Source organism: Apibacter raozihei (genome assembly GCF_004014855.1).
GTDB lineage: Bacteria > Bacteroidota > Bacteroidia > Flavobacteriales > Weeksellaceae > Apibacter > Apibacter raozihei.
The window spans coordinates 618,558-644,332 of the sequence record NZ_CP034930.1; the positions used below are offsets into that span (position 1 = coordinate 618,558).

At 31.1% G+C, this 25,775-nt stretch carries 21 protein-coding genes; 10 read left to right on the forward strand and 11 right to left on the reverse strand.

Annotated features, from left to right (window positions below; genetic code table 11):
- Positions 1-37 precede the first annotated feature (37 nt).
- Positions 38-697 carry a YceI family protein gene (locus EOV51_RS02740; RefSeq protein ID WP_128149621.1) on the reverse strand — a complete coding sequence of 220 codons (660 nt, stop codon included), beginning with the start codon at positions 695-697 and terminating at the stop codon, positions 38-40.
- 116 nt (positions 698-813) lie between these two features.
- Between EOV51_RS02740 and EOV51_RS02745 the strand changes: the two genes are divergently transcribed.
- The 8 genes from EOV51_RS02745 (at position 814) to EOV51_RS02780 (ending at position 10,992) form a co-directional block, all read left to right on the forward strand.
- Positions 814-1,782, forward strand: coding sequence for an ABC transporter ATP-binding protein (locus tag EOV51_RS02745; protein WP_128149623.1), 969 nt, complete (start codon positions 814-816; stop codon positions 1,780-1,782).
- Positions 1,783-1,916: 134 nt separating this feature from the next.
- On the forward strand, positions 1,917-3,248 hold the full coding sequence (locus EOV51_RS02750) for an SGNH/GDSL hydrolase family protein (RefSeq protein WP_128149625.1): 1,332 nt from the start codon (positions 1,917-1,919) through the stop codon (positions 3,246-3,248).
- Positions 3,226-4,437, forward strand: a complete 1,212-nt coding sequence (locus tag EOV51_RS02755) for a GDSL-type esterase/lipase family protein (RefSeq protein ID WP_128149627.1) — start codon at positions 3,226-3,228, stop codon at positions 4,435-4,437. The genes EOV51_RS02750 and EOV51_RS02755 overlap by 23 nt, the downstream gene beginning before the upstream one ends.
- Positions 4,418-6,115, forward strand: a complete 1,698-nt coding sequence (locus EOV51_RS02760; RefSeq protein ID WP_128149629.1) for an MBOAT family O-acyltransferase — start codon at positions 4,418-4,420, stop codon at positions 6,113-6,115. Before EOV51_RS02755 ends, EOV51_RS02760 begins: the two co-directional genes overlap by 20 nt.
- Positions 6,116-6,254: 139 nt before the next feature.
- On the forward strand, positions 6,255-6,905 hold the full coding sequence (locus EOV51_RS02765; protein ID WP_128149631.1) for a uroporphyrinogen-III synthase: 651 nt from the start codon (positions 6,255-6,257) through the stop codon (positions 6,903-6,905).
- Positions 6,898-7,923 (forward strand): uroporphyrinogen decarboxylase, encoded by a 1,026-nt coding sequence (hemE, locus tag EOV51_RS02770; RefSeq protein ID WP_128149633.1) that lies wholly within the window; start codon positions 6,898-6,900, stop codon positions 7,921-7,923. The genes EOV51_RS02765 and hemE overlap by 8 nt, the downstream gene beginning before the upstream one ends.
- Before the next feature lie 635 nt (positions 7,924-8,558).
- Positions 8,559-10,412 (forward strand): hypothetical protein, encoded by a 1,854-nt coding sequence (locus EOV51_RS02775; protein WP_128149635.1) that lies wholly within the window; start codon positions 8,559-8,561, stop codon positions 10,410-10,412.
- A gap of 181 nt (positions 10,413-10,593) precedes the next feature.
- A complete protein-coding gene (locus EOV51_RS02780) occupies positions 10,594-10,992 on the forward strand; it encodes a hypothetical protein (protein WP_128149637.1) in 399 nt (132 codons plus the stop codon).
- Positions 10,993-11,105: 113 nt separating this feature from the next.
- Here the strand turns inward: EOV51_RS02780 and EOV51_RS02785 are convergent, their stop codons facing one another.
- From EOV51_RS02785 to EOV51_RS02820, 8 genes are all read right to left on the reverse strand, one after another.
- A complete protein-coding gene (locus EOV51_RS02785) occupies positions 11,106-11,873 on the reverse strand; it encodes a type III pantothenate kinase (protein WP_128149639.1) in 768 nt (255 codons plus the stop codon).
- 6 nt (positions 11,874-11,879) lie between these two features.
- Positions 11,880-13,727 (reverse strand): M1 family metallopeptidase, encoded by a 1,848-nt coding sequence (locus tag EOV51_RS02790; protein WP_128149641.1) that lies wholly within the window; start codon positions 13,725-13,727, stop codon positions 11,880-11,882.
- Between the two features lie 371 nt (positions 13,728-14,098).
- Positions 14,099-16,552 (reverse strand): TonB-dependent receptor domain-containing protein, encoded by a 2,454-nt coding sequence (locus EOV51_RS02795; protein ID WP_164875235.1) that lies wholly within the window; start codon positions 16,550-16,552, stop codon positions 14,099-14,101.
- 114 nt (positions 16,553-16,666) lie between these two features.
- Positions 16,667-17,347, reverse strand: a complete 681-nt coding sequence (locus EOV51_RS02800) for a LysE family translocator (protein WP_128149645.1) — start codon at positions 17,345-17,347, stop codon at positions 16,667-16,669.
- Between the two features lie 73 nt (positions 17,348-17,420).
- Positions 17,421-18,131, reverse strand: coding sequence for a gluzincin family metallopeptidase (locus EOV51_RS02805; RefSeq protein ID WP_128149647.1), 711 nt, complete (start codon positions 18,129-18,131; stop codon positions 17,421-17,423).
- 82 nt (positions 18,132-18,213) lie between these two features.
- The gene (locus EOV51_RS02810) at positions 18,214-20,616 is read right to left on the reverse strand and encodes a penicillin-binding protein 1A (protein WP_128149649.1); all 2,403 of its coding nucleotides are present in this window, start codon (positions 20,614-20,616) and stop codon (positions 18,214-18,216) included.
- Positions 20,617-20,639: 23 nt separating this feature from the next.
- Positions 20,640-21,089, reverse strand: a complete 450-nt coding sequence (locus tag EOV51_RS02815) for a gliding motility lipoprotein GldH (protein ID WP_128149651.1) — start codon at positions 21,087-21,089, stop codon at positions 20,640-20,642.
- Between the two features lie 12 nt (positions 21,090-21,101).
- A complete protein-coding gene (locus EOV51_RS02820; protein ID WP_128149653.1) occupies positions 21,102-22,319 on the reverse strand; it encodes a PSP1 domain-containing protein in 1,218 nt (405 codons plus the stop codon).
- A gap of 164 nt (positions 22,320-22,483) precedes the next feature.
- On the opposite strand from EOV51_RS02820, the gene EOV51_RS02825 reads away from it, so the two are divergent.
- A complete protein-coding gene (locus EOV51_RS02825) occupies positions 22,484-23,113 on the forward strand; it encodes a SprT family zinc-dependent metalloprotease (protein WP_128149655.1) in 630 nt (209 codons plus the stop codon).
- Complete coding sequence (locus EOV51_RS02830; RefSeq protein WP_228427696.1) at positions 23,097-24,191, forward strand: mannose-1-phosphate guanylyltransferase; 1,095 nt, start codon at positions 23,097-23,099, stop codon at positions 24,189-24,191. The genes EOV51_RS02825 and EOV51_RS02830 overlap by 17 nt, the downstream gene beginning before the upstream one ends.
- Positions 24,192-24,202: 11 nt before the next feature.
- Here EOV51_RS02830 and EOV51_RS02835 read toward each other — a convergent pair whose 3' ends face one another.
- Positions 24,203-24,976, reverse strand: a complete 774-nt coding sequence (locus EOV51_RS02835; RefSeq protein WP_128149657.1) for an ABC transporter ATP-binding protein — start codon at positions 24,974-24,976, stop codon at positions 24,203-24,205.
- Positions 24,976-25,722 (reverse strand): MlaE family ABC transporter permease, encoded by a 747-nt coding sequence (locus EOV51_RS02840; RefSeq protein WP_164875236.1) that lies wholly within the window; start codon positions 25,720-25,722, stop codon positions 24,976-24,978. The genes EOV51_RS02835 and EOV51_RS02840 overlap by 1 nt, the downstream gene beginning before the upstream one ends.
- Positions 25,723-25,775: the final 53 nt, after the last annotated feature.

Genomic DNA, 25,775 nt, shown 5'->3' on the forward strand with positions numbered 1-25,775 from the left:
AAATTGCAATTTTTTCTTTTAAAAAGAAAAACATCCTTCAGAACAATGACTGAGTCGAATCTGCAACAATACTCATCTGCCAATCAAAATTATCCGTCCATTCACCCTCATTTTTTCCTTTATAGCTCATTCCGAAATCTTTGAAGTTCAAAGTAAATCTTTCTGTATTTAAGTATAGATGCTGCTTTTCCTCCCTTAGGTTTGCCTTTACTGAAATAGTTTGTTTAATTCCACATAACTCGACAACCATATCCAGCTGTGTATTATAATCGGATACTCCTTCTATTTTTTGAGATGAAATAATTTTTATCATTGAAACCGGGTATGTTGCTATATCTAAAAACTCTTTCCCCTTCATATTCTCAAGTAATTTCGTTCGTTCTTCTCTTTTTTCAATACTTTCATTTACCAAACTTGCCCAATCGACAACTAAACTTGCGTTTTTTAATTGTGCATTTGATATATTTAAAAACCCTTCTTTAAATTTACCCCAACCAAAATGACAAATATTCAGGTTATTTTTAATTATATAAATGGACCAGTTAATCTTACTTAACTTTAAATTTATTTTATAATTTTTAAGGTTTATGGCAGCTGATGTTATTTTTCCGCTGGCCGGAAGAGCATTTTTAGGGGTTTCGCTACATGAAATGAATAAAAACAATATAATCAGAAATCCTAAAAGTGGTTTTTTCATTTTTAATATTTTAAATTTGTGAAAGGAAATATTATCTTTTGATTAATCTAACGTATTAGTTAAGAGTTATAATATACTTCTATAAAAAATTTTTAAAACTTTTTTACAGGCTATTTATGTTAGAAATTAATGACTTATCATTTTCATACGATTCAGATAAGAAAATAATATCATCTCTTACCTTTCATGTTGAACAGGGAAATATGCTGGCACTTATAGGTGAAAGCGGTAGTGGTAAGAGTACTATTCTGAAATTAATTTACGGCTTACTAGATTGGGAAAGCGGTGAAATTATTTACAATGGCCGTAAGCTTACCGGCTTCAAAGGAAATCTGGTACCCGGAGAATCTGAATTCAAATATCTGGAACAGGATTTCGGATTAATGCCTTATGCGACTGTAGGCGAAAATGTTGGGAAATTCTTATCTAATATAGATCTTAAAGAGAAACATGAACGCATTGTTTTTTTGTTAAGCCTGGTAGAAATGGATGAATATATAGATAGTAAAGCGGATAACTTAAGCGGCGGGCAAAAACAAAGAGTAGCTTTAGCTAAAGCTTTGGCTCAGACACCCTCTGTACTACTTTTGGATGAACCTTTTTCTCAGGTTGACACTTTTAAGAAAAGCATGTTAAAAAGAGCTGTTTTCGATTTTGCCAAAGAAAATAATATTTCTATTGTTCTTGCTACTCATGAAATTGAAGACGCTTTAGCCTTTGCTGATGAAATGATTATAATTAAAAAGGGAACTATTGTACAGAAAGGTTTACCCGCAGATATTTACAAAATGCCTGAAAATGAATATGTAGCAAACCTTTTCGGAGAAACCAACGTACTTTCCAAAGAAGAATTTCCCGGCTTATCAGAATATACTCATCATTCTCCTGTACTTGTTTACCCTCATCAATTGATACTTTCAGATAACGGATTAAGGGTTAAAGTCTTAAAAAGTTACTATCTAGGAAGTCATTACTTGGTTGAAAGTATTTATAAGTTTAAACGAATCTGGTTTCACAGCCCTAATTTCTTCCTGGCTGGAGATGAATGTTTTTTGCAAATTGAAAATTTTCAGATTTTTGATTAAATACTTTTTTGATTAATTTTTTCTACAAAAAAATTAAAAAAATTTTAAACTTTATATGTAACAAATATGTAATTTAGCGCCCAATAATTTTTATATTAAAACACTATAATTGTAAGGAACTAAGTATATATTCTGTGAAAAAAGACCAAGCTTTCTACGTTCCGATTTTATGCCTGATATTTCTAGCAGGCCTGATAGCTTTACGCTATCTACCTCCTGTCACTGTTTTCGGGTATGAGTTGAAAACCATAGATATGTTTTCAGATGTAGAAAAGGAACCTGCTTCTGATATTATAAAAATTGTTCCCAAGGTTGAGCCTAAAGTTGAAATCCGATGCCCTAAAAATAAAATTTGTTTTGAAGATTATTCTGTGGATCAGAATATGTTTAAAACTTTATTTTTATCAATTGATAATTTAAAATCAGATACTCTAGGCAAAGTTCGTATCGCTTTTTTTGGAGACAGCTTTATTGAAGGGGATGTATTTTGTGGGGATTTCAGAGACTTATTACAAGAAAAGTTTGGAGGCATGGGGGTTGGATGGGTACCTGTCACTTCAGAGGTGTCCCAATTCCGACAAACAATAAAAGAAGATTTTAAAAATTATACAACTTTTGACGCTGTACATCATCCAAAGGAAAAAGTTCCCTATCCTCCTTTTGGTATTTGCACACAACCTTTACCCAACAACAGTGCTACCTATTATTCTACTCATTTTTCACCGCGAACTGATAAACTTCCGAATTTCAGGATTTTATATCAATCCAAATCTCCTTTCTCTGCTAAAGTTATTTCAGATGGTAATTCTCAAAACATTCAACTAAAAGCTGGTAAAAATATACAGGATCATTCTATACTTATAAATAAATCGAAAAAGGTCAATCTTACTTTCGCTTCAGATCCGAATATATTTTTGTATGGATTTTCATTTGAGGATCAATCAGGAGTGTATGTCGATAATTTTTCTTTAAGAGGTAATGCTGGTTTATCTCTTTTATCGAGTTCGAGTGAAATGCATAAATCTTTAAACCGGCTACAAGATTACAAACTAATCATTCTTCAGTATGGAGTTAATGCCGTGTCAGAAAAAGCTAGTGACTTTGCATGGTATACTCGAATGATGAATAAGGTTATAACTGAAATGAAAGCTTCTTATCCTCAGGCAGGAATACTTTTAATCAGCGTTGGCGACAGAAGCAAAAAAATTAATGGAGCTTATAAAACTCTTCCAACTATTAAGTTAATGGTGGAAGCACAACGTGCAATTGCAGCTGAAAACAAAATTGCTTTCTGGAATATGTATGAAGCCATGGGCGGAGAAAGTTCTATGGTTGATTATGTAACTGCCAATCCTCCTAAGGCAAACAAAGACTATACACATATCAATTTTTTAGGTGGTAAAGAAATTGGAACTTTATTATTTAACAGTTTATTATTCGAATATGAAAAAGCAAAATCTAAATAAACCTGCCCTAATCCTTTTGGTGCTTTGTATTTGCTTTTTTCAAAAAGCGTATACTCAACAAAACTATCCTTTTATAAAAAAAGAGAAAAACGTTATACATAATGCTAAAGTTCTTGATTCTTTTTTCAATTCGTTGCGTAATTCAAAAAATAAACAAGTAAATATTGTTCATATAGGAGACTCACACCTTCAGGCGAATCACATAAGTCATGTTTTACGAACAAATTTCCAGACTTTGTTTGGTAATGCAGGACGAGGTTTGGTTGTTCCCTATCAGGTGGCGGGTACCAATTCTCCTGAAGATATTAAATCTTCTTCTCAGTTTGTATGGGCCGGAAAAAGAAACTGTAAGCCTTTACTCCCTCAATCAACAGGCATCGGAGGTATTACCATTGAAACTAAAGACTCAATATCAGCTTTTATGTTGGAACTTCCTGAAAAATATAAGTTTACTCATTTAGATATATTTTTTGAAAATGATGAGCATAGTTTTGATTTAAAAATTGAAGATACATTGAATCATCAATCCATATCTGTTAAAAATTTTATTACTTTAAAAGATAAAAACATATCGAAAATAAATCTATCTAAACCGACAAATAAAATTGAGTTTGTAAGTATCAAGTCTTTACCGATTCAAAATCACATGACTATATTGGGAATCAACACAAGAAATGATAATCCCGGAGTTATATATCATAGTATTGGTGTAAACGGGGCCGAATATTTTCATTATGATACTTCAGAATATTTTAATGTACAAACCCCTTTTCTCTCACCTGATTTACTGATTATTTCGTTAGGCACCAATGAGGCCTACAGAAAAGACAATGATTTTAACGAAGATATTATAAAGGAAGAAATTCAACATTTTATAGACAACTTAAAAAAACATAATCCGGGTGTGCCTATATTAATAACAACTCCGGCTAATGCTTACGTAAATAAAAAATATCAAAACGCCAGATTAAAAATTATACATGATATATTGGTTTCTTATTCTGATGAACAGCAACTCGCATATTGGGATTTACAGGAAGTAAGTGGTAATGCATCAAACTGGAAAAATTACAATTTATTCAGTAAAGATTTAATTCACTATAACATCAAAGGTTATCAATTACAGGGTAACTTATTATTTAACGCTTTAATTAACTCTTTTAACGAGTATGTTTCCAATAACCCATAAATATATTACCGTAAACGAAATTTCTAAAATTATTCCGGATCTCGACCTTCATAAGCTGATTGAGCAGTTTTATTTTAATCCTAAAGAGCCTTTAATTTTCAGTAGCGGATATTTTGTATTTATATTCACTGCTTTTATGATTGGGTATGCATTATTACATAAAACGCATTTCCCTAAGGTAATTTATGTAATTTTATTCTCGCTTTATTTTTACTATAGATCCAGCGGATATTACTATTTAATTTTAATTTTCTGCGTTTTTTTTGATTTTTTTACTGGACATTTAATCCATAAGGCACAAAAGAAAATAACGAGACAATTACTTCTCTTTTTTAGTCTTGCTGTTAACTTAGGAATTTTAATCCATTTTAAATACACTAATTTTCTTATAGATTCATTTAATACTGTTGCCGACACAGAATATAAAAAAATTGATATTTTTTTACCGGTTGGTGTTTCATTTTTCACTTTTCAGTCTATGAGTTATACCATAGATGTTTTCAGAAAAAAAATTGAGCCTGTGAAAAATTTACTTGACTACGGATTTTTTGTTTCCTTTTTTCCTCAATTAGTTGCTGGTCCTATCATACGTGCCTATGATTTTATACCTCAGCTCTATAAGCCTACCATTATTACCAAATCAATGATAGGAAGAGCTTTGTTTTTAATAAGTATAGGGCTTTTTAAAAAGTCAGTAATATCTGATTACATTGGCGTTAATTTTGTAGATCGAGTGTTTGATCAACCTGAATTATATTCTGGAATCGAAAATTTATTCGGAATTTACGGATATGCGTTGCAAATCTACTGTGATTTCTCAGGGTATTCAGATATGGCTATCGGAATAGCACTTCTTTTAGGTTTTAAATTCCCTAAAAACTTTGACTCTCCTTATCAATCTCAAAATATTACTGAGTTCTGGAGAAGGTGGCATATTAGTCTTTCTTCTTGGTTGAAAGATTATTTATATTTTTCACTGGGAGGTAACCGTAATGGACATTTTATGGGATATTTTTTTCCTGTACTTTTTTTTACCGGTCTTATACTATGGGGTATCAATAGTGCCATTCATGAAAGTTACTGGCAAATCATCACTGCACTGATTTTTATACTTATTTTTGCTTCGTCGATTCTTTTATCTAAAGAAAAAAAGAAGGCATCTTACAGTAGCTTTAATCAAATGACAACTATGCTTTTGGGAGGACTCTGGCATGGTGCGTCTATGCGTTTTATTTTGTGGGGAGCCATGCACGGCCTTGCACTTTCTATTCATAAAACTTATATCAATTTATCCGGCTCATCTAAGACTGAAAACACTAAAAGTTATTTCTGGTTTCGTTTAATTGGTATTTTAATTACTTTTCATTTTGTATGTTTTTGCTGGATTTTCTTCAGAGTGTCAGACATGAACACAGCATGGCAAATGCTTACACAAATATTCCACAAATTTGAGCCTCACATTTTATTACAGATGGTAAATGGCTATAAACTGGTATTTGTTTTAATGCTTTTAGGATTTATATTACATTTTACCCCTCCCAGATGGGAAGAAATTTTTAAACTTAAATTTGAAAAAGCTCCCTATTGGGCTGTTTTGTTGTTTTTGTTTGTAATAGTATTAATTGTAGCTCAGGTTAAATCTTCTGAAATTCAACCTTTCATATATTTTCAATTTTGAGCTTGCTGAAAACTTTCGTATACTACATATAATAGTATAAAATACAATCATTTACACTTAGAAATATCCTGGTTGAGTTTAGTTACTCTAAAAAACGAAAAATTATTTTTTTTATATTTGTAAGTAAAACCAATGCTTAATGAAACGTATATTAGCAACCTCTTCCTCTTTTCCGGAAGATTATGATCGGAAATGGAAGATTGATGTTATTCCTTTTGTGTCTATAGATATATATCCTAAAGAAAAAATAATTTCTCAAATTCCTACCGATATACACTCTTTTATTGTCACCAGTAAAAATTCAGCTAAAGCAATTAAAGATATTGAACTGAATGGACAATTTTTTGTAGTGGGTAAAAGTACTGCTAAAAAATTAAACGGTCAGGACAGAGAGATATCTTTTATCTCTAATTATTCTGAGGATCTTTTAGAACGAATGCTTGAAACAGGTATTAAAAATTATGTTTTTTTTAAAGGAAATTTATCCTTAACTACTCTGCCAGATATACTTAAAGAAAATGGTATTGAAGTTCGGGGTATCGAAACATACAAAACAAGCCTAACCCCTCAGAAAGTTACTGATTTTTACGATGCAATTATTTTTATGAGTCCTTCTGCAGTAAAGTCATTTACTTCTATGAATAAAATTCCTGAAGAAACTCTTATATTTACAAGCGGAAAAACTACAGCAGAGGCTGTAAAACAGCACGGAAATTACAGAGTATATTTTCCGGAAGAAACCACAAAGGAATCCTTGATTACTTTAATAAATGATAAATTAGATGCTTAAAAACAGATTATATTTAGACGCTTTAGAAGGAAAAGAAGTACAAAGGCCTCCTGTTTGGATGATGAGACAGGCTGGTAGGTTTTTACCGGAGTTTCGTGCATTACGAGACCAATATGATTTTTTTACTAGATGCCAAACTCCAGAATTGGCTGCTGAAATAACATTAATGCCTGTAAAACGGTTTCCTATAGATGCTGCTATATTGTTTTCTGACATTCTGGTGGTTCCTCAGGCCATGGGAATGAATTTTCAAATGAAAGAATCCGTAGGACCTTATCTTGAAGACCCAATTACTTGTTTAGAAGATATTGAAAGTCTTGTTAATCCGCCCATTCAAGATAGTCTGGGATATGTGTTGGATGCCATTGATATAACTCTTGAGCAACTAAATAATGAAATTCCTTTAATTGGTTTTGCAGGAAGTCCCTGGACCATTTTGTGCTATGCTATTGAAGGTAAAGGTTCTAAAACTTTTGACAAAGCAAAATCATTCTGTTTTCAAAAACCTGAATGGGCACACAAACTTTTGCAGAAAATAACCGATTATACCATTCTGTATCTTGAAAAGAAAATTGAACACGGAGTACATGCAGTTCAAATTTTTGATAGCTGGGGAGGTTTACTGTCTCCTAAAGATTATAATGAGTTTTCATGGAAATATATTAACCAAATCGTTGATGCTCTTGAACAAAAGAGTAAAGTTATCGTATTCGGCAAAGGCTGTTGGTTTGCTTTGGAAACTATGTCTCAATCTAAAGCTTGTGCCTTAGGTGTAGACTGGACTATATCTCCTCAAAAAGCAAGAGAATTTTCCGGAGGCGAAATTACTTTACAGGGAAATTTTGATCCGGCTAAGCTACTATCATCGCCTGTGAAAATTTATAATGAAGCTCAACAGATGGTTCGTGATTTTGGAACAAAATCTTATATTGCAAATTTAGGTCATGGTATTTTACCTAATGTACCTGTTGAAAATGCTGAGGCTTTTATAAAAGCAATCGTTGAATTTCAAAAATAAGTAATTTTGTGTAGTTATTGAGTGGGTATTTCAGGTTAAATATCTCATTTATATCAAATACAATTTTGGATTGTGTAACTTTTATCTCGTTGTTTATTTATCTGTTTTTAGTTTAAAAACAGATAAATAAAATACTAATAATCAACAATATAAACTCTATACTTACTAAGATCGTGACCAAAAAAAAATTAATGGATTAACTTCTTTTCCTAAAGTATGTAGACGTTTTGTAGACAGTTACAATTTGTTTTGTTCAGCATATTAAGATTACTTTTGTCCCATCGAATTAAATTAAGTTTTTTAATGTAATCTCTTAAAATACCTTTAATTTTTTTAGTTTTTTTTATTCTATTTAATTATATTTGATATCAATCATAGTCTTTAAAAACTCTCAAAAAATAAAAGATTATATACAAAAAATTTATAACTCGCCTTTTTTACAAAACAAAAAATTCAACACTTAAAAAAACTACGATTATTATTTCTACTAAAAATATACTTTTTTTAAATGGCTATTTAAATTTAGTTATAGTTAATATATAGATGATGAAAAAGAGATTATCTTAAATTTAAGATAATCTCTTTTTATTTTGGCTCTCCTTTATTATTTTTGTTATACTCTTAGTTAAAACTCTATGAAAAAGCTACTACTTTATCAACTAGTTGTATTTTGTTTATTTTCTAATTTTACAAATGCACAAAGAAAACTTTTAGATTCACTTCAAAATATTGTTTCTGATAAAAGAATACCTGATAAAGAAAAAATTATTCCTCTTTCAAATATGGCGGGCATGGATATGAGCGATACTGCCCGTGCTATGAAAATGGCTAAAGAATCTTTAAAACTTGCATTAAAAGAAAATGATCCTGGATATATAGTTTATAGTTACTCCTCTTTGGGAACACTTTATGCCTATAAAAAAGATATTCATAAGACGTACGAGGTGATTGATTCTATAATGTTCTATCTGGAAAAATCTACTGATATTGATAAAAATGCATTTGCTTATTTACGACTTGGATTGATTAAATCCATGGTAAATGACAAAGATGGAATTAAAGATATATTTACTTCCATTGAGCTTTTTAAAAAAATGAATTATAAAAACAGCCATGATAAAAAGTATAGTGATAAATGGCACGGTTTAGCCTTAGGATATAATTTATTAAGCTCACAATACGATTTAACTCCTCAATACTCTAAAAAGTATTCACAATTAAGTTTAGATGCAGCATTAAAAAGTAAAAAACCTACTTCTATTTACATAGGTTACACATCTTTAGGGAGTAAATATTTGAGTGACTACCAATTGTTTAAAAAAAAAGCAGCTTTAGATTCATCCAGATATTTCTTTGAAAAAGCTTTAGATTATGGTGACAATCACGATGGTTATATTCCTGACATATTGCTACTAATATCACTTACTAATCTATCGAATTTATATAATATTCAAAACAAGCTTTCACCTAATGATGTGTATGCTGATAAAATTGAACATTGTCTTAATAAGGCAAAATATTTAGCTGAAAGAAATAATCATATTAATTTTCAAGTTAGTTATTATAATCTATTAATTACTACTGAAATAAATAAAAAAAATTATTTGAATGCTATTAAATTTACTCATCAAATATTAACAAAAACCTCCAATATAGATTATCTATTTAAAGAGAATTACGAATTTCATCAATTACTATCAGAATTATATGAAGAAATAGGAGATAATAAGTCTGCCATTTTGAATCTGAAAAAATCTTTTGAGTATTATAAACAGCATTTTGAATATAAATATTCATTTGCTAACCAAGAGCTCCTTAATAAATACAACGTTGCTGAAAAAGAGAAAGAAATAGAGATAAAAAAAACTGAAAATTTTTGGCATTTTATTGTCATCTGCATTTTGTGTTTGTTACTTATGGTTCTTTTTTTCAGCTATAAATTCAGAATTAAATATTTAAATAAAAAGAAAAATGAGGCTAAATTATTAGTTCAAATTAAAGAAGAAGAAGCGAAAATGCTAAAACTTGAAAAAGAAAATGTTGAGCTTATGGCTTGTATTAAAGAGGAAGAAACCAATAGATTACAAAAAGAAGTTCTTGCAAAATATGTACAAGTATCCCACAAGAATGAATTGCTTGATAGTTTAAAACGGCAAACTACTGTTAACCCTAATGAATATCCAGTATTACTTAAAAAAATCATTAAAAACGAAGAAATTCTCGACAAAAATTTTGATGATTTTAAAACCATGCTTAATGAAATTCATCCGGAATTTTACCATCGTTTACAATCAAAAGCCAATCAGAAATTGACTACGCTTGACTTAAAATATTGTATCTATATTTTTATGAAAATGCCTACCAAGGAAATGGCAGATTTGCTTCATGTGGAGCTAAAGACAATACGGATGAGTAAATACCGCTTAAAACAAAAATTAAATCTAAAAAAAGAAGAAGATCTGGACAACTTTATTCAAAATATTATATAATTTACTATACTATTTTTTTGTATTTTAGTTGTGTATTATATATGTAAAATCTATGAATTATATTGTTATTGTTGTTGTTCTAATATTGAGTATCATTTTATTTATTTTACTACTTGTATCACCTATTTTTTTGATCTCTTATTTAGCATTTAAATCAAGGAAAAGGAAACAAAAGGTAATTATGGATTCATTACCCGAAAATGTTTCCTTTAAAGTAGCCGTAAGAGTTAACAGTTCGAGGAAAAATGATTCTATTTTTAAATTTACAGGTTTTGATTGTAGTGGAATTCTTTACGTTTATGGGGAAATAATATATTTCAAAGGATCTAAACCTGGATATGAACAGATCGAATTTGATTTAAAAAGTGCTGTTATAAACTGGGTAGGTGTTCAAGCTCAAAATGGAGCTTTACAATGGTTTTCGATTAAAAATAATCAGGATACCTATTATTTTAATATGGAAACGGGAATTACCATATTTAATTTATCGAAATCCGGTGAGTCTACCCGTAATATATATGAAAAACTTAAAAATTTTCAGGCAGCTACTGATCTTGAAAAAATAGGCGCTCAAAATTAGTTTACATACTATTTTAATTATAAAAAAAAGTTGTTGAAATATTTCAACAACTTTATAAATTTAATGTTAAGAGATAAATATTTAAAACAATAATTGATTTATTAAGAAACTGTTTAATCTTGCTGCTTGTTCAAGCGCAAATAAAGCTCTCTTAATCCTTTAATTGTATGAAAACGGTCGTAGATATCAATTTTTGTAGTCAGAGGAGCAAAGAGATGACCTATTCCACCAGTTGCAACTACATAAGTCTCTTCCCCTAGCTCCTTATTGATTCTATCAATTAATCCTTCAACCATACTTAAAAAACCAAATACTATACCGCTTTGCATACATTCTTCTGTCGTTTTTCCTAAAACTCTTTTAGGAGTTCTCATTTCTACATCGGACAATTGGGCAGTTGCTCCTATTAAGGAGTTTAAAGATGTAACAACTCCTGCAGCAATAATAACTCCCTTAATTTCCCCATTCTTATCCACACAAGTCAACGTTAAAGCAGTTCCAAAATCTACTATGATTTTATTACCGCAATATTTTTTATGTGCATAATAAGCGTTTGCATATAAATCTGTTCCCATTTGAGGTGATGCTGAAGTTAACTCGGTATCAGTATTCCTGCTAACTAAAATAGTTTTTACTCCATGCAGCCGGGCTAATGATTTTCTAACCGGATATGTTAAATGCGGTACTACCGAACCTACTGCTATTTCTTCTATATCAGCAGGATTGATTCCATAGTTTCGATAAGTCATTTTAAATTGCGAGAACAATTCATCTTCTGTTTTATACGGTTTGGTATTCATAACCCATGAATTTACACATTCATCGTCTTTAAAAATTCCCAGTCGTATATTACTATTACCTATATTTACAACTAAAAGCATAGTGCATTATTTATTTTTATAAATGTTATTGGTGATATTACTGTCCGCAAGTCGTTGCGTTGAATCAATTTCTATAGTTTTAATATTATTAAGTTTTACTGGCAATTCAAATGAATAAGTTTTTTGTGTCCATTTCCAATAAGGGAGTTGAACCTGAGGAATATCAAATTCCTGATCTTTGGCATCATGCATCATATTCAGAGGAATAGTATATATTTTTTGTGAGCCATCTGCACAAGTTACATATATATCTACAGGCATAGGAAATTCTCCCATATTTTCAAGAGTTACTACTGTATTCCCTGCATTTTCCGAAACTTCTTTAATACTGTAATCTATTTTACGAGTAGTTGTTGTCATATAATTCCAGTACCACTTTAAATCCATTCCGGATATTTTTTGAGCAATATGAATAAAATCTCTATCCGTTGGATGTTTAAATTTCCAAGTATCAAAATAGGTTTTCATTATTTTATGAAAATTTTGTTTTCCTACAATGTATTCTAATTGAACTAGAAATATTTCACCTTTCAGATAAGCAGCTACGGAATATCCGTTATTAGTCTTAAAATGATCTGCAAACAACCCCATAGGCTCCTCAACTCTGTTATTAATATAGCCTATATATCCTGTAAGTGTTTTTATGTGATCGTTGGGGGTATTATTAACAGAATCCGGAAATATTTTTGCCATAGCTAAACTTTCTGCATAAGAGGTAAATCCTTCATCCATCCAGGCTCTCATACTTTCGTTGGTAGCTAAAATCTGTTGAAACCACGAATGTGATCCTTCATGAAACATGAGTCCGGCCAAACCTTCCAACGATTTAGCATTTCCTAAGATCATGGAACACATTCCGTATTCCATACCACCATCTCCTCCCTGAATAAATGAATAGGTAGGATAAGGATATGGTCCAAAATTTTCTTTCATAATTTGATAATATTGAGGAATTATAGCTTTGGTTTGTTCCCAATATTTCGTTTTTTCAGATTTCTGGTATACTAAATAAACTAATGGCCCCTCAGGTACCTGAACAGTTTCTACGGTATAGTCAGGATCGGCGGCCCAAGCAAAATCATGAATATTCTCAGCTTTAAAATGCCATAGGCTTTTATTGTTTTTTACTATTGGTTTTGACTGAACGCTATAACCTTTTACTTCCTGTGGATTTAGTAAAACTCCTCCAGCTCCCAAAATATATTTACTATCAATAGTAACAGATACATCAAAGTTACCAAATACTCCCTGAAACTCTCGGGCTATATAATCGAAAGTATGCCATCCTTCATAATCATATTCCGCAACTTTAGGATACCATTGTGTCATTGTTAAATCAATACCTTCAGGGTTGTTTCTTCCGGCTCTTCGAATCATCATAGGTACCTGCGCCTCCCAGTTCATAGTAAAAGTAGTTGCTTGATGAGGTAAAATAGGTTTTGCCAACTGAACTTTCATCACTGTTCCTTCAACCGTGAATTTTAATTCTACTCCTTCCTGCTTCAGCGAATTAATTTTTTGATACCCTATTTCATTAGGCTTTAAAATTGATATGCGGGATACACCTTCCTTCGTTATCATTCTGCCATCTGAACTTTTCCCTAATTCCTGAAGCTTTTGATCCATCATTGAATTAGGCTGGAATGCATTCCAATATAAATGAAAATAAAAAACACTTAAGGTATCCGGAGAATTATTAGTATATGTTATTGTCTGGTTTCCTGAGTATTGATAGTCTTTTACATTGACATCTATATCCATTTTATAATCAACATGCTGCTGATAATACTGCTGCATCTGAGATTGTATAACAAAGATCATTAACAGACAACCGATAGTAAATATTTTTTTCATTAATTATTACAATTGGTAAATTGGTTTTTATTTTATTTAGTTACCTACTATTTTAAATATAATATTAAGAATATTCTATTTATTAATTTAAAACTAAATTAAGATTAAAGATACATATTGTTTACTATTTTGACGAATGAATTTTTTAAAAGTTAATTCATCAGACATATATAAGGCATCAAGTGTTTAAAATAAACTTTTAATTTATATATTATTTTTTAAACAATTCTTTTACCGGAAGTAAAATAATGATAACTGGACAGATCTATGCACAGAGTTTTTTATTTAAAATAAAAGATAAGATCAAACAAGGTCGGCTTATATAGCCGACCTTTAGTGTTTATATTTAAATCAAATTATTATTTATATTTTTACTGCATCACATCTTCAAAATCTGAGCCGTTTTCCTGCTGACTTTTATTCCTTTTTTCATTTTTTGATTTCTCTTTGCTGAAGCGGTAGGTAAACGAAATGGTAAACTGTCTGGGTCTCCATCTCATATCTGCATATTTATAAAAATCTTCTCCAAAAGTTTCTGTTTCTCTTTTCCTTGATTGAAATACATCTTGTACATTAAATAATAATGTACCCTGACCTTTAAATATATCTTTACTTATTCCCAAATTCATTCCGTACATTTCTTTATTTTTACTTTGTCCGGATTTTACCGGCCCCATATAATTTCCTTGCATTTGAAAATTAAAATTTTCCGGAAGCTTCAGATTTATGGTAAGACGTGTTCTCCATGTAAAACCATTTTTATCCAGATTTTCAATCACTGTTGTATTTTCTCCTGAAACCGGATCTATTTTATTGTATACATGATTTCCAAAACTTTCGTACTGATATAAATTTACATCTCCAAAAATTTTCCACCATTTATATGGACTTAAGGTATAGGATAATTCTCCTCCATATCTGTTTTCGTGTCCTATGTTGATGGGCATGGTATTTAGATTTCCAAACTGATCTGAACTGGTGACACTTTGAAAAGGATCCTGAGTTCTTTGATAATAAACTGAAGGAGTAATACCCCAGCTTCTTTGCTGTAAATTATAGCCCAATTCAAAGGAATTTGTATAAGAAGGATTTAAATCCGGATTACCCTGACGGGTATTTCGGTCATTTGATATATTTTTATACGGATTAAGCATTCGGCTGTTAGGTCTATTTATTCTTCTGCTATAACTTATCTGAAGCTGACTTTTTTCTGTAAGGTCATAGTTTAGGTGCAGGGTTGGAAATAAATCTGTATAATTTTTAGTTACTGATGAGTTATCTTTAAATGATAGTACTTTAATATATGAAGTTTCTTCTCTTAAACCCGCCAAAAATGAAAAATCCCCCCAGTGGTTGCCATATTGCAGATATGCAGATAAAACATTTTCTTCATAATTTGTGTTATCTGTATATTCCGGATTTTCAATCCAGACATTACTGGTTGTATTTAATTCGTTAAGTACAAAATTTGTTTTAATTTTTGAATAATCAGCTCTTACTCCTGCTTCAAACTGAGAACCTTCTTTAATTGGAAGCACATAATCTGACTTAAGCATAAATCGGGTCTGTGTATTATCATTTGTATTCTTTCCAAGTATTTTATCATAGATTCGTGAATCAGAATTATCCTGACTATAATTAAATGTACCATCTAAAGTTAATGTATTCCCTTTTTTAGCAAAATTATGGGTATAGTTTAAATTTCCGTCAATTCCGTATTCGTTTCTTTTTTGTCTTTCAGTTCTTTCTGAAAAAGTTTCAGACCAAGTCGGTAATAAATATTTGTTATCGTAATTAGTTACATTTAAATAATTACTGGTACTGTACTTATATCCTACGGAAGTTGATAAGGAGTTGTTCTGATCCCAATTTATATTTACACCGGTGGTTGCATTTATTGATGTTCTTTCTCTTTCTCTATCCGAATTTTGAAATGAATATTCGTTTAAGTTTCCTTCTGAATCATATCCTTCATAATAATTTTTAACGGTACCTTCATTTTTTCCGTATCTAAAACCTACGTTAGTAAACCAATTCCATTTTTCTTTACCGTATCCCAGATTAATGTTGGTACCGTAAAGCTGAGGTGAACCTGCTATTGTCTGGATATTTCCTGTCAGTCCTCTTTTTCTGTTTTTTTTAGTAATGATATTTATAATACCTGCAGTACCTGATGCTTCATATCTTGCTGATGCATTTGTAACTACTTCAATCCTGTCAACCATATCTGCTGAAATAGATTTAAGAGCCTCTGCTGTATCATTAATACCTAGCATAGCAGAGGGCTTACCGTCTATCAGTATTTTAACATTATCATTACCTCTCAGACTAACAGTACCATCAACATCCACACTTACAGAGGGTACATTTTGCATAACATCTGAAAGTGTACCTGTTTTTGCGGTTAAATCTTGCGAAACATCATAAACTTTTTTATCTAATTCAACTTTATAAATAGGACGACTACCCTCAACAACAACCCCTTCGAGAACCTGCTCTTTATTTATAGGTTTCAATAATATTTCTCCTATTGAGGTATTATCTTTTGTAATTGTTTTTTGTCCGTAAAATGCTTCGAAACCAGCCTGCTCTACCATAATTTCAAATTCTCCTGGGAATGCATCCAAATTAAAAATACCTTCAGCATTTGCTAATCCTCCAAATACTTTTGTTTCGTCTGATGAATCAATTAAGGTAATACTTGCGTAAGGTACCGGTTGATGATCGGATGTAAATACTGTTCCTGAAACTTTAATTGTTTGGGAAAATAATTGTATGGATAGTAATGCGGTACTTAAAAAAGTAATAAAAATTTTTGCTGACATAGTTGATTTGATAAACATGGATAATTTATGGTATACTCAGTGGTAGACAACTAAAAAATAAAAAGGTTTAATACCGGAGTTTTAATTTATCTGTGTTTATCTGATATGATAAATCTATTGACGTTTTCTCATGGGATTATTTTTCTCAATAAATTCTATAGGATTTTCAGATTCTTTTTTAAATATACTTTGAGAAAATAATACCACTCCAAAGACTATAAGTGCAATACCTACAATTTTTTTTATTTTATAGACAAGCTGATCTGTTAATTTATTTTGAAATTTACTAGCTAAGAAGATTTTTAACATATCTACGGTAATCATAGTAATAAGCAATATAATTATATAAATATAAAAATCAGAATGCCTGGGGTACTGAGTCGCTATAATCATAATTGCTGTAATCCAAAACATAATCACTCCTATGTTAACTAAATTGAGAAGAAAGCCATTCATAAAGGTCTTTACATAATTAGTAGTAGCAATATTTACCCCACCTCTAAGGTGTAAATTTCCTCTAGACATAATACTATATAAACCGTAAACAAATATTACAAATCCAGCTATCATAAATATGGAAGGGTGTGCTTCGATGTAATTTTTAAGTCCTTTACTCCCCTGATGGGCTATGATAATGCATAAAATATCTGCGGATATAATGCCTGCTTCCAGAGCTATTGCCGGTTTAACTCCTTTAGTCAGACTAGTTTCTATCAATAAAAAAAATACTGGTCCGATTAAAATAAGACTTAGCAATACCCCTACTAAAACGGCAGATGTTATAAGAGAGATCATTCAGTTATTTTAAATAAGTTTGCAATTTACGTTTTTTTGACTAATTTATTAAACGTGAAAAGAAGAGTGTTTCTTATGCTTCCTTTAGTAAATATTTAATCCAAAGGGTTTCCATCTCTTTTTCACTAATCTGATATACTTTTTGAAAATTCTTTTTCTTCCAAAAAATCAAAAATTTGTCCCAACCATATTGAGATATTAAATATTTAGCAATACATCCCGATTGTGGATAAATAATTTGTGAATTAAAGCTTTGAAACCTTTTTTTATTTAAGTCATGAAAAGGAATCAATTTATTTTCTTTATATAATTGAATACATTGTTTTTCAAGCGACTTACCATTCCAGTGATTATCTGAATATACTGCGATGCCTTCCATGATCCATGTTTTACTATTCCCCCACTTTTGATACGTTAGCAAATGAACTACTTCATGAGATTGTCCTAACAAAAAATAACTTTCAATAATGGTGTTGCTTCTTGCATATGAAATTCCTGTATGAGACATAGTAGTCAAGCGAAAAAACTCCTCCGCATCATCTACTATAAAGAAATAAACGGGAATTTGTATATCGCTGATTCCTGTCACTTTTTTAGCTTGATGTATACCTTTACTAATTTTTTCTTCAACAATTTTCAAATTCTTATCAGCTCTTGAGCCTGCTTGATAATAGGCAATATATTCTTTTGTCTGGAAAGCTTTCCAGACGAAATTTTCATGATTCAAATAATGATGGTTTTTTGTTCCTGTACTTATAACAGTGGAACAGCTTATACATACCATGTTTAAAATTAAAAAACAAGTAAACCTAATCATTGTTTAGCTACCAAAAAAAACTGGAAAGTAAATACTTTCCAGTGTTATATTATTTATCAAAATTTACAGAATCTTTCTTTTTCAACTTGGTATTTACAGTTTCAGGTACTGCTGGAGTTGGTACGTTATCTACTTCTTCCTGAATATCATAGTATCGCTGCCCCGAGTATCCCCCATCATAATCTCCGTAGGATGCCAGGTCATCACAGCTAAAATTATTACCAATACTTTCCGGTTTTTCAAATTTATCTTCCTGACTAATAGCAAGTTTTTTATCTGCATAAACTTTTTGCATAAAATACCCCCATATCGGTAAGGCCATACTCGATCCTTGCCCTATAGAAGTTGAAGCAAAGTGAGCATATCTATCTTCCCAACCTACCCATACTCCGGTAGCCAGTTTAGGAGCTATACCAATAAACCAACCATCAGCATTTTTATTGGTCGTACCTGTTTTACCGGCTATTTCAGCTTTAATACCCATTCCTCTAACTCTACGTCCTGTACCTATATCAACAACTCCCTTCATCAAATCTATCATAGTATAGGCATAGATTTCATTCATCACTTCTCTGATTTGAGGCTCATATTCTTTTATAACCTTTCCATTATTATCTTCAATTCTCCAAATCATTTCAGGTTTAGTGTAGTTTCCATAATTTGCAAAGGTACTATATGCTCCTACCATTTCATATATTGTTAAATCAGCAGAACCTAAAGCTATGGTATTGTTTCTAGGAATAGGACTTTCCACTCCTAAATCCTTAGCCATTTGTATAACGGCATCAGCTCCTGTAGCATCAATAAGTCTAGCGGTAACAGCATTTTTTGAAAAAGCTAATGCCGACTTAAGAGTCATCATTGCCCCATTTCCGTATACCGTCCAGTTTCCTTTGGTATAGGTAGCATTGGATACCTGGGTACAAGGTGTATAGTTAATATTTTTAATCGCTGTTGCATAAACAAAAGGTTTAAATGTAGATCCTACCTGACGTCTTGCTTGTTTTACATGGTCATACTGAAAATGTTTCCAATTAACACCTCCCACCCATGCTTTTATATTCCCTGTATGAGGTTCCATTGCCATCAATCCTGCCTGTACTATATGCTTGTGATATCTGATAGAGTCCCAAGGTGACATAATAGTATCTTTATCGCCTTTCCATGTAAAAATCTGTAACTCGATTGGTTTTTTAAACTCTTCAATAATTTGCTCATCTGTTAAATTCCTGTTTTTCAAAAATTTATACCTCTGAGTTCGTTTCATTGCCGAAACCATAATACTGTTATACACTTCGGCTATTGGTTTATCGCGCTGATCAGCATAAGTATAAAACGGAGCATACTTTCTACCTTTTTGTTCTTTAAAAAAAATATTTTGAAGGTATCTTACATGTTTTTCAATAGCTTCTTCTGCATATTTTTGCATTCTGGAATCTAAGGTAACATATATTTTTAGTCCATCTTTATACAAATTATAGCTTTTTCCTGTTTGCTTTTCATAATCACTCAAAATAGCTCTGACTTCTCGTTTTAATGCGTACTTAAAATAAGCGGAATAACCTTCCCCGATTTCTTTAACCGGACGATAGTCTATCTTTACCTGTGTTTCTTTGATTGAATCGAAGTCTGCCTGAGAAATGTATTTTTGTTCTTTCATCAAAGATAAAACTACATTTCTTCTCTTTTTTGCATTTTCCGGATTAATCTTAGGATTGTTAACTACGGGATTTTCCAGCATGGCAACTAACGTTGCTGATTCGGATAATGATAAATCTTTTACGTCTTTATTGAAATATACCCTTGAGGCTGTGGCCACTCCGTTTGCATTATAAAGAAAATCGAACTTATTTAAATAAAGGGTTATAATTTCATCCTTAGTATACAGCCTTTCGAGCTGAACTGCTATAATAATCTCTTTTATCTTTTGAAAAGCCCTTCCTATTTTATTTGAAGATACACCGTTATAAGAGGGTTTACCATCTTCATCTTCCCGCTGGGTAAAAAGAAGTTTTGCTAATTGTTGGGTAATGGTACTTCCTCCTCCTCTGGTACCTCGATATACTATAGCTCGAAAAAGTGCTTTTTTATCTACTCCTGAGTGATAGGGAAATCGTTCATCTTCCTTTGCCATTAAAGCATAAACCATCGTTTGAGGTAAATCCTGGAATTCTACAGGTATCCTTTTTTCTTTTTCAAATTTTTGAATTACTACTCCATCTGAAGATATTATTTCTGATGCGACATAGATATCCGGATTTTCAAGTTCTCTTACATTGGGCATTTCTCCAAAAACACCGTAGATGGTAAGAACAAATAGTAAAACCAGAGCTAATAATCCACAGAAAAAAAGTCCCCAAAACCATAAAAGGAATTTTTTAATAAACTTTTTTCTGGAATTTAATTGTTTAACTCCTTTATTTGAATTATTCGTTTTATTTGTTGATTCCATAATTTATAATATGGTAAATATTCTTATTCAATGTTTACTCCCAGGTCTTCTATTCCTTTCAATGTATCTTTCCTCATTGCCTGAACTATTAAGAGTTTATACTCTCCTTTATTTTTAAATTCTAAACCTTTTTTATATTCTAAATAAATTTCTTTTACAGTTCCTACACCTGTTCCTTTCCATTTCCCTGTATTATCCGCCAGTTCGTATTTTAATGTATCTACACGCAATACTGTGTTACCTTGTTTTAGTTTTAAAAATAAATACAAATTACTAAACGGATAGTCATTATTATTTCTTACAACCAAATTTATATTCTTTTTTTCATCGGGCTTCTTAATAGTAAAATCAAACTGAAGTGTATCATTTTTATTCCATGAATTATTAATATGAACCATTTCCGAATATTCGTATCTATGATTGCATTGAATAAAAAGTAAGGCGAAAAAAAATGTTATAACTAATGTCCGCATCAAATTAATATTTTATTTAGGTCTTTTGGGTGCTCTCTTTTTCTGATTTGAATTATTGACCGCAGGTTTTGATTCATTAGATGGATTAGGACTGGCCGCTTTATTGGTTTTTCTTTGCTGCGATTTATTTTTATTCTTTCTTTTGTTGTTAGATCTATTTCTATTTTCAAATCTATTTAGATTATTTTCTTCAATAAGATCTATTTTAAGAGCCTCTTTCTCTTTTAATTCATCTAAAGGCTTTATGGCTATTCCTTTTTTATTGAGCTCTATCAACTTCTGTAAATCATAAATGTCTATAGGATACCATGAAATAGAATTATCCGCATATGTAAACCACATTTGCTTTCTAAATACATCAACTTTAATGCAGTAAGCTTTTCCTTTTTCTGTATTTAAAACAGTTTGATTTGAAGGGAAATCTGCTAATGCATCTACATAAGTATCCAACTCAAAATTGAGACAACATTTTAACTTACCACACTGTCCTGCTAGTTTTTGAGGGTTGATAGATAACTGCTGATATCTTGCCGCTGCTGTATTGACTGAACGAAAATCTGTAAGCCAGGTAGAACAACATAATTCTCTCCCACATGAACCAATACCGCCAACTTTAGCACTTTCCTGCCTGTAGCCAATCTGACGCATATCAATCTTCGATCTAAAAGCCATAGCATAATCCTTTATCAACTGCCTGAAATCTACTCGTCCTTCCGCAGTATAATATAAAGTCACTTTAGAGCCATCTCCCTGATATTCCGCATCACAAATTTTCATTTGTAACCCCAAGCCTTTGGCTATTCGCCGGGCTTCAAGCATAACTGCATTTTCTTTATTTCTATTATTTTGCCAAATTTCAATATCTTTGGCTGTAGCCTTTCTGTATACCTTATGAATTTCTTCTAACTTTGCTTTTTTCTTTCTCATCTGAACTTTGACAAGCTCTCCTGTTAACGAGACAACTCCAATATCATGACCTGAGTTGCCTTCTACAGCAACAACATCTCCTATACTAATAGGTAGCAATGAATCATTTTTATAAAAATCTTTTCTATCGTTTTTAAAACGTACTTCTATATATTGGGGTTGATTTTCAAATATGGGTGAGTGTATATTAGAAAGCCAGTCAAAAACTGATAATTTAGTATTGCAACTTCCTGTTCCACAAGCTCCGTTATTTTTGCATCCTTTTGGTAAATCATTCGAACTACATGAACCACATGTTTCCATTTCTTACATTTTAATCTAATTTACAAAGATAGTTAATTTGATTTTATATTATTTAAATTTATTTTTAATATTAATTGTTTTACCCAATAGGCTCATATATTATTTCAACTATATTCAATTATTAAATTTTTCGTACTTTCACTTCCTATTTATCTAAAAATAAAATGAAGTCTTCTTCCTATCCCATTGATTATTCTAAACTCTCTGTACATATTAATGATAAAGCCATATTTTTTATTGAAAAATGGCTGCATCCTTACTGGTTTTACTTAATTATTAAAAATCCCAGAGATACTAAATTGGGGGATTACAGATACCCTATGAAAGGAACACCTCATAAAATCACTATTAATGCAGGCATGCCTCCATCTCTTTGTTTTTTAACATTAACTCACGAAATCGCCCATTTAATTGCTTTTGACCAATATTCCCGCAGTATACTTCCACACGGAAAAGAATGGAAAAGTGTATTTTCTTCTCTTTTGTTCGAAAGCATTGAGGTGTATGAAGCAGACTTAAAAATACTCATTATGAAATATGCAAAAAATCCTAAAGCAAGTTATTACGCTGATAAGGATTTATCTGAATATTTCAACAGATTACAAAATCCTAATCAATTATTATTAAAGGATTTAAAACACAATTATCCTTTCAAAATTAAGAATCGAACATTTTTTAAACTTGAAAAAGCAAAATCTCGTTATATTTGCATCGAAGAAAAGACGAATAAAAAATACCTCATTGATGGAAATGCTCCGATTGAGGAAGTAAATTATTATGAAGAAAAAGAGTAAAAATCATTATTGTGTAATAATGGCAGGAGGTATTGGCAGCCGTTTTTGGCCAATGAGTACTTCTAAATTCCCAAAACAATTTCACGATATTTTAGGTACAGGCAAAACACTAATTCAACAAACTTTTGAAAGAATAGCTAAAGTTATTCCTGATGAAAATATTTATATTATTACTAATAATGAATATGTAAATCTTACCTTAGAACAATTACCTAAAATTTCAAATTCTCAGGTTATAGGAGAGCCTCAAATGATGAATACAGCTGCCTGTAATTTATACATGGCAGAAAAAATTTTCCAATTAAATCCGGAATCTGCTATTGTTGTTGCTCCTTCCGATCATTTAATCATTGATGAAGATGCCTTTTCCTCTAATATTTTATTAGCCCTTGAACAAGCTGAAAAAGAAAATATACTCATTACACTGGGCATTACACCCACTCGTCCTGACACGGGGTATGGATATATTGAATTTGAAAACGAAACAAAAGGCTCTTTGCATAAAGTTAAATCTTTCAAAGAAAAACCTGATCTTGAAACTGCAAAGATTTTTTTGCAATCTAAAAACTTTTTATGGAATTCAGGAATTTTTATATGGTCTGCAAAAAGTATTCTTCATTCTTTTGAAAAATATCTTCCTGAAATGTTTAAAATATTTGAGTCAGCTAAAAATAAATACAATACTGATAGTGAATATATTGCAGTAGATAATATCTATAAGCAAATTGAAAAGATTTCTATTGATTACGGTATACTGGAAAAGTCGATTAACGTTTGGGTAATCCCTTCGTCTTTCGGTTGGAGTGATCTAGGTACATGGAATGCATTATATGAAAATTTTAGTAAGAATGAAGAAGGTAATGCCGTACATGGAAAATTCATTCACACTTATAATACAAAAAATACAATTATAAAAACGAATCAGAATAATAAAATGTTTATTATTGATGGTCTTGAAGATTTTATAATTGTTGATACAAGCGATGCTTTATTGATTTGCCCAAGAGACAAAGATCAAAAAATAAAAGAATATCTTGAAAATATTAAAAAATTGGAAGAGGGTGATAGTTTTATGTAATCATAAAACTATTACTTCTTATCAATATGGTGTATCATAGCTTCTCTTGCCATTTTAAATATCCTTGAAGAAAACACAAATTCCTGTAATGCCGGGTTATCTGCAGTAACAATGGTATCTTTATTACCCTCCCACTCTTTATAACCATTTTTAAGGTAAACAATTTTTTCTCCTATTTCTAGTACGGAATTCATATCATGTGTATTGATAATGGTTGTGGTATTGTATTCCTTTGTTATTTCATGAATGAGTTTATCAATCAACTGAGAGGTTTGAGGATCCAGCCCTGAATTAGGCTCATCGCAAAATAAATATTTAGGATTATTAACGATAGCCCTGGCTATAGCTACTCTTTTTTGCATACCTCCGGATATTTCTGATGGAAATTTTTTTCCTGCAGTACTTAAATTCACTCTATCCAAAACCTCATTAACTCTTTCTCGCATCACTTTTTCAGACATGTCTGAAAACATTTCCAAAGGAAATTTCACATTTTGCTCAACAGTCATTGAATCGAATAAAGCACTTCCTTGAAAGACAGTCCCTATTTCACTTCTCAGCTTTTGCCTTTCCATGGTTGTTAGCTTAGAGGCATTTATATCTTCATAAAGAATTTCTCCGGAAGTTGGTTCAAAAAGACCCAATAAACATTTTAAGAACACCGTTTTACCAGAACCACTCTGTCCTATAATTAGATTAGTTTTCCCTTTTTCAAATTTAGCGGTAATTCCTTTCAGTACCTCTACTCCATCAAATGATTTGGTTATATTATTAGCTGTAATCATTAGTCTAGTAACAATTGGGTTAACATAAGGTTGGTAATAATGATTAAGACTGTTGTCCAAACAACTGCCTGTGTACTGTTATGTCCCACTTCCAGTGAACCCCCTTTTACATAATAACCGTAAAAAGAAGGAACTGTAGCAATCATAAAAGCAAAAACCAAAGTTTTGATGAAACAATAGTATATGAAGAAATCCGGAGATGCCATTTGCAAACCTTGTAAATAATCTACGGAAGCCCAGCTTCCGGTTAAATCTCCGGCATAATAACCTCCTAAAATCCCCATAGTGATACTAATCATTATAAGGATTAGATTGAAAAATAAAGATGCGACCACCTTCGGAAGTATTAGGTAAGAAGGTGTATTTACTCCCATAATCTCTAGGGCATCAATCTGTTCGGTTACTCTCATTGTACCAATACTTGAAGCTATAAAAGAGCCTACTTTTCCTGCCAATACAATACTTATAATTGTTGGGCAAAACTCTAATATTAAAACTACCTTGGTAGCATATCCAACATAGTAATCTGGAATAGGAAACGAAGAAGTTTTGAAATTGTTAAACATTTGTATTGCAACTACTGCACCTACAAAAAAAGATGTAAAAGCAACCAATCCTACTGAATTGATTCCTAAATCATTTATTTCCCTAAGTAAACTTTTTCTAAAGATTCTTCTCTTTTGAGGTTTTTTGAAAACCCTTACCATCAAAAGAGAATATGAACCAATGTTTGATATCATCCCCATAACGGTGCGAAGTTACTACTTTTTTTTGTTTTTAATAATAATGTGATATTTTA

Coding starts and splice junctions, on each gene's coding strand:
- EOV51_RS02740 (WP_128149621.1), bottom strand. CDS start 697: ATGAAAAAACCACTTTTAGGATTTCTGATTATATTGTTTTTATTCATT.
- EOV51_RS02745 (WP_128149623.1), top strand. CDS start 814: ATGTTAGAAATTAATGACTTATCATTTTCATACGATTCAGATAAGAAA.
- EOV51_RS02755 (WP_128149627.1), top strand. CDS start 3,226: ATGAAAAAGCAAAATCTAAATAAACCTGCCCTAATCCTTTTGGTGCTT.
- EOV51_RS02760 (WP_128149629.1), top strand. CDS start 4,418: ATGTTTCCAATAACCCATAAATATATTACCGTAAACGAAATTTCTAAA.
- EOV51_RS02765 (WP_128149631.1), top strand. CDS start 6,255: ATGAAACGTATATTAGCAACCTCTTCCTCTTTTCCGGAAGATTATGAT.
- hemE (WP_128149633.1), top strand. CDS start 6,898: ATGCTTAAAAACAGATTATATTTAGACGCTTTAGAAGGAAAAGAAGTA.
- EOV51_RS02775 (WP_128149635.1), top strand. CDS start 8,559: ATGAAAAAGCTACTACTTTATCAACTAGTTGTATTTTGTTTATTTTCT.
- EOV51_RS02780 (WP_128149637.1), top strand. CDS start 10,594: ATGGATTCATTACCCGAAAATGTTTCCTTTAAAGTAGCCGTAAGAGTT.
- EOV51_RS02785 (WP_128149639.1), bottom strand. CDS start 11,873: ATGCTTTTAGTTGTAAATATAGGTAATAGTAATATACGACTGGGAATT.
- EOV51_RS02790 (WP_128149641.1), bottom strand. CDS start 13,727: ATGAAAAAAATATTTACTATCGGTTGTCTGTTAATGATCTTTGTTATA.
- EOV51_RS02795 (WP_164875235.1), bottom strand. CDS start 16,552: ATGTCAGCAAAAATTTTTATTACTTTTTTAAGTACCGCATTACTATCC.
- EOV51_RS02800 (WP_128149645.1), bottom strand. CDS start 17,347: ATGATCTCTCTTATAACATCTGCCGTTTTAGTAGGGGTATTGCTAAGT.
- EOV51_RS02805 (WP_128149647.1), bottom strand. CDS start 18,131: ATGGTATGTATAAGCTGTTCCACTGTTATAAGTACAGGAACAAAAAAC.
- EOV51_RS02810 (WP_128149649.1), bottom strand. CDS start 20,616: ATGGAATCAACAAATAAAACGAATAATTCAAATAAAGGAGTTAAACAA.
- EOV51_RS02815 (WP_128149651.1), bottom strand. CDS start 21,089: ATGCGGACATTAGTTATAACATTTTTTTTCGCCTTACTTTTTATTCAA.
- EOV51_RS02820 (WP_128149653.1), bottom strand. CDS start 22,319: ATGGAAACATGTGGTTCATGTAGTTCGAATGATTTACCAAAAGGATGC.
- EOV51_RS02825 (WP_128149655.1), top strand. CDS start 22,484: ATGAAGTCTTCTTCCTATCCCATTGATTATTCTAAACTCTCTGTACAT.
- EOV51_RS02830 (WP_228427696.1), top strand. CDS start 23,097: ATGAAGAAAAAGAGTAAAAATCATTATTGTGTAATAATGGCAGGAGGT.
- EOV51_RS02835 (WP_128149657.1), bottom strand. CDS start 24,976: ATGATTACAGCTAATAATATAACCAAATCATTTGATGGAGTAGAGGTA.
- EOV51_RS02840 (WP_164875236.1), bottom strand. CDS start 25,722: ATGGGGATGATATCAAACATTGGTTCATATTCTCTTTTGATGGTAAGG.